Consider the following 3999-nt stretch of genomic DNA (forward strand, 5'->3'; position numbering starts at 1 on the left):
GTGCAGGGCTGCTCGAACGTGTAGTCGATGGCACGCGTCGCGTCAGTGAACTGGCGCGCCTGATAGGGCGTCCAGCCGGCATTGGCGTCGCAGAAGATGACGGTGCCCTTCGGCACCGAAGCGGCGACCGCGGTGACGCGCTCGATATCGTCATGGACGTTGCCGCCGACCTTGACCTGCAGCCGGTGAAACCCGTCCTTGACGATGCGCTTGGCAAGTGCGGCCATCGCATCGACCGTGCCATGGGTAACGACCTTGTATAGTTCTGCCGTCTCGCTCTCGCGCCCGCCGAGCAGCGTCACCAGCGGTATGTCGGCGGCGCGTGCCGCGAGATCCGAGCATGCCATGTCGAGCGCCGACTTGATGTAGGGATGGCCCTTGAACACCGTGTCCATCAGCCTGCCGATACTGGCCAAGGCGCGGGGATCGTGGCCGAGCAGATGCGGTGCGATTTCGATGACGCCGGCGCGAGTGCCGGCCGCGAATGCCGGCGAGTAGAAATTGCCGAGCGGCGCCATCTCGCCCCACCCGGTCAGCCCGCTGTCGGCGGTGATGGCGACGATCACCGCGTCGAACGCGTCGGCGACACGACCCTTGGACATACGATAGGGCCCGTCCACGAAGGGCTGCACGACATGGTAGGCCTTGATAGTTTTGATCTGCAATTTCTCTGTCCGTTGTCTGTGATGTCCTGACGAAGCCGCAATTGGCGGCTTCTGTCGACTCAGCTGCCGTCCGGCCGGTTGCGCGTCGGGCCAGCGCGATCGGCCTTGGCGCCCTTGGAGTCGCGCTGTTCGAGGCTGCGCGCATAGGCGAGCAGTTCTTCGAAGTCGAGGCCGATATGCTCGCGGGCATGGCTTTGTGCGGCGCGCATGTCGGCGCCTTTCAGCAACCGCACATAGGTCTTGTGGATGTCTTCGTCAGGCACCGGCTCTTTGCGCGCCCGCTGATGCAGGGCGAAATACATCTGCAGCCGGCTGGTCAGTCGCTGCCAGGTCTCGAGCAGAACCGAATTGTCGGCCCATTCGTGGATCAGGCCGTGCAATTGCAGCGCCGTTTCGATCTGCCTTGTGGTGTCGCGGTCGCGCGTCGCCTGCTTCACCGCCTCGTGGCGCCGGTCCAGCTCATCGAAGAACCGCTGGTCGCGAAGCGGCCAGGTCAGTTCGATGGCGAACTCATCCAGAACCTTGTTGAGCGAATAGGCGTCGTCGATGTCCTTGGCGGTCACATCAATGACGAAGGTTCCCGCGTAAGGAATGCTGGTCAGGATGCCTTCCTGGACCAGCTCACGCATCGCTTCGCGCAGCGGTGCGCGGCTCACCCGCATCTGCTCGGCAATCCTGAGTTCGTTCAGTTTCTGCCCGGGTTCCAGCTGGCCGCTCAGGATTGCACGCCGAAGCAACGCCACGATCTCGGCGCGTCTTGTCGTGTTCGCGATCGGAGCAAAATCCAGCTTCCCCATTCCTCAACTCCACAAGGTGCCGGAAGCAGAGAAGCAGATTGTCGACAATTTAACAACAGGTATCTATGGATTTCGGGCAGATTTCGGTCCGGCTTTCCGATCCCTATTGCGCGTTCATGCTCGCGGCCAAGGCCGATCGCGCCGATGTCGCCGGCCTTGTCGAACTGCTCAGCAAAACGGCGCCCTCGGCATAGCCGGGGGCGCCGCTGGACCGGGCCTGATGGGGGGTATCAGGTGGTCGGTTTCTGTGGCAGCGGCGAGACAGGCATTCCCGGGCCGATCTTCTGCAGATTGCCAGTTATCACCTGGTCGCCTTCCGATACGCCGCTCGAGATGGCCACCAGATCGCCATTGGTCGGCCCGAGCGAAACGATGCGCTGGTCGACAGTGTTGTCCTTGCCGACGACATAGAGGTATTTGCCGAGCTGGCTCGATCCCAACGCCGTCTGCGGCACCATCAGTGCATCGGGCTGCTGCTTGATGTGCAGCCTGACGCGAACATATTGGCCCGGCAGCAGTGTGAACTTGGCATTGCCGATCGTCGCCCGTGCGGTGATGGTGCCGGTCGAACGATCGATCGTGTTATCGATGAAGGTGAGCTGACCTCTCTGGCGCGGCTCCGTATCGCCGGGAAGCAGGACGTCGACTTCGACGGGCCCCGCCGCGCGGGCTTCCTCGATCTGCACCAGATCCGTTTCACTCGGATTGAAGGTGACATAGATCGGGTCGAGCTGCACCAGCGTGTTGAGCACAGTGCCGGCGACGCTGACCAGCGTTCCGACCGAGGCCTGGTTGCGGCCGACGCGCCCGGCGAACGGCGCCTTGATTTCGGAATAGCTCAGATTGAGCTCGGCGGTCCGCACAGCCGCCTGGTTCACGGCGAGCGAGGCCTGGGCCTCGCGCAAGCTGCTGGTGCGCTGGTCGAACGCATCCTTGGCGATGTATCCGCTCTTGGCGAGCTCGGTGCCGCGACCAAGGTTGGAACGCGCATAGTCGAGCGTTGCTTCGTCGCGCTGGACCTGAGCCTTCGCCTGGTCGAGGGCGGCCTGGAAATCCTCTGGAGCGATCTTGTAGAGAAGGTCGCCCTTCTTGACATCGCTGCCGTCGGGCGCGACCTGCTCCTGCAGATAACCCGGCACGCGCGCTTGCAGCGTGATGCTGCGGATCGGCTCTGTGCGGGCGGCATAGTCGAGATAGATCGGGATCGTCTTCTTGACGACGCTCACCACCGGCACCGGCATGACAAACGCCGCGGGTTCGGGCGTTGCCGCTCCTGCCGTACCGGCGTTGAGCCCGAAATTGCCCATGTCGAGCAAGTGAACGCTGGCCACCGAGATCGCCCCAACGGCAACCGCCGCTCCCAATGCAATTTTCCATTTACGCATGATCAATTCTCCAATCCTATTCGGCCGCTTCGGCCAATCGCTCGAAAGCGGGTTCGGCAGTGGGTTCAGTCAGTTCGGCAACGGGTTCGCTCTTGCTGCCGCGCTCGCGCAGCTGCTCGATCACCGCATAGAAGACCGGCACGAACACCAGCGACAGGATCGTCGCTGCGACCATGCCGCCAAAGACGGTGGTGCCGATCGACTGGCGGCTCGCTGCACCAGCACCTGTGGAGAACATCAGCGGCAGCACGCCGAGGATGAACGCGAAGGCGGTCATCAGGATGGGCCGCAGCCGCAGGCGCGCCGCTTCCATTGCGGCGTCGACGATGCCGAGGCCTTCCTCGCGCCGGCGCCGGGCAAACTCCACGATCAGAATGGCGTTCTTCGCCGCCAGCCCGATCAGCATGACGAAGCCGATCTGCGAATAGACGTCGATCTGCATGCCGCGCATCAACAAGGCGACAAAGGCACCGAACAGGGCAAGCGGCACCGCGAGCAGAACCATGAAGGGCATGGCCCAGCTCTCGTATTGGGCGGCGAGGATCAGGAAGACGAAGACCATGGCGAGACCGAAGACAATCGAGGCGATCGATCCGGCCTTGAGCTCCTGATAGGTGATGCCAGTCCATTCGTAGCCGAAATCCTTCGGCAGTGCCGTGGCAGCGGCCCGTTCCATCGCGGCGACCGCCTGGCCCGAGGAGAAGCCGGGTGCGGCACCGCCGTTGATCAGGGCCGACGCATTGTTGTTGTAATGCGGGACGGTTTCCGGGCCTACGATAGGCACCAGCTTGCCGAGCGTGCTCAACGGCACCATGCCGCCGGAGGCATTGCGCACATAGAGCCGCGAAATGTCGGCCGCACCTGCACGCGCATCCTTGTCGGCCTGGATCGTCACCCGGAAGGTGCGGCCAAACAGGTTGAAGTCGTTCACATAGAGCGAGCCGAGGTAGATCTGCAGCGTGTTGAACACGTCAGGCAGGCTGAGGCCGAGCAGTTTCGCCTTGTTGCGGTCGAGGTCGTAGTTGAACTGCGGCGTCGAGGTCGAGAACGACGAGAACAATTGCTGCGGGTTGAGCTCGGGCTGTTTGCGCGCTTCGGCCAGCACGGCTTGCGTCACGTCGTTGAGCGCAGCGCTGCCGCGACCGGTCAGAT

5 protein-coding genes are annotated in these 3999 nt (G+C 63.2%); 1 reads left to right on the forward strand and 4 read right to left on the reverse strand.

Going from position 1 to position 3999, the window contains the following annotated elements; translation table 11 throughout:
* Both EOA86_RS25455 and EOA86_RS25460 read right to left on the reverse strand, forming a co-directional pair.
* Positions 1–665, reverse strand: a 665-nt coding sequence (locus tag EOA86_RS25455; protein WP_164891971.1) for a mandelate racemase/muconate lactonizing enzyme family protein, incomplete at its 3' end; no start/stop codon positions are given.
* Positions 666–724: 59 nt separating this feature from the next.
* A complete protein-coding gene (locus EOA86_RS25460) occupies positions 725–1462 on the reverse strand; it encodes a GntR family transcriptional regulator (RefSeq protein WP_128344205.1) in 738 nt (245 codons plus the stop codon).
* A 65-nt stretch (positions 1463–1527) separates the two neighbouring features.
* On the opposite strand from EOA86_RS25460, the gene EOA86_RS41310 reads away from it, so the two are divergent.
* Positions 1528–1656: a hypothetical protein gene (locus EOA86_RS41310; protein WP_281035697.1), complete on the forward strand. Its 129-nt coding sequence runs from the start codon at positions 1528–1530 to the stop codon at positions 1654–1656.
* A 36-nt stretch (positions 1657–1692) separates the two neighbouring features.
* Here EOA86_RS41310 and EOA86_RS25470 read toward each other — a convergent pair whose 3' ends face one another.
* Both EOA86_RS25470 and EOA86_RS25475 read right to left on the reverse strand, forming a co-directional pair.
* Positions 1693–2847 (reverse strand): efflux RND transporter periplasmic adaptor subunit, encoded by a 1155-nt coding sequence (locus EOA86_RS25470; RefSeq protein ID WP_128344206.1) that lies wholly within the window; start codon positions 2845–2847, stop codon positions 1693–1695.
* 16 nt (positions 2848–2863) lie between these two features.
* Positions 2864–3999 (reverse strand): efflux RND transporter permease subunit (locus EOA86_RS25475; protein WP_164891972.1); only part of this gene is annotated, 1136 nt, incomplete at its 5' end.

Origin of the sequence: Mesorhizobium sp. M5C.F.Ca.IN.020.32.2.1, assembly GCF_004023105.1 — a bacterium.
Lineage (GTDB): Bacteria > Pseudomonadota > Alphaproteobacteria > Rhizobiales > Rhizobiaceae > Mesorhizobium > Mesorhizobium wenxiniae.

Excerpts from the sequence above, each read along its gene's own strand:
- EOA86_RS41310 (WP_281035697.1), top strand. The coding sequence starts at position 1,528 with ATGGATTTCGGGCAGATTTCGGTCCGGCTTTCCGATCCCTATTGCGCG.
- EOA86_RS25460 (WP_128344205.1), bottom strand. The coding sequence starts at position 1,462 with ATGGGGAAGCTGGATTTTGCTCCGATCGCGAACACGACAAGACGCGCC.
- EOA86_RS25470 (WP_128344206.1), bottom strand. The coding sequence starts at position 2,847 with ATGCGTAAATGGAAAATTGCATTGGGAGCGGCGGTTGCCGTTGGGGCG.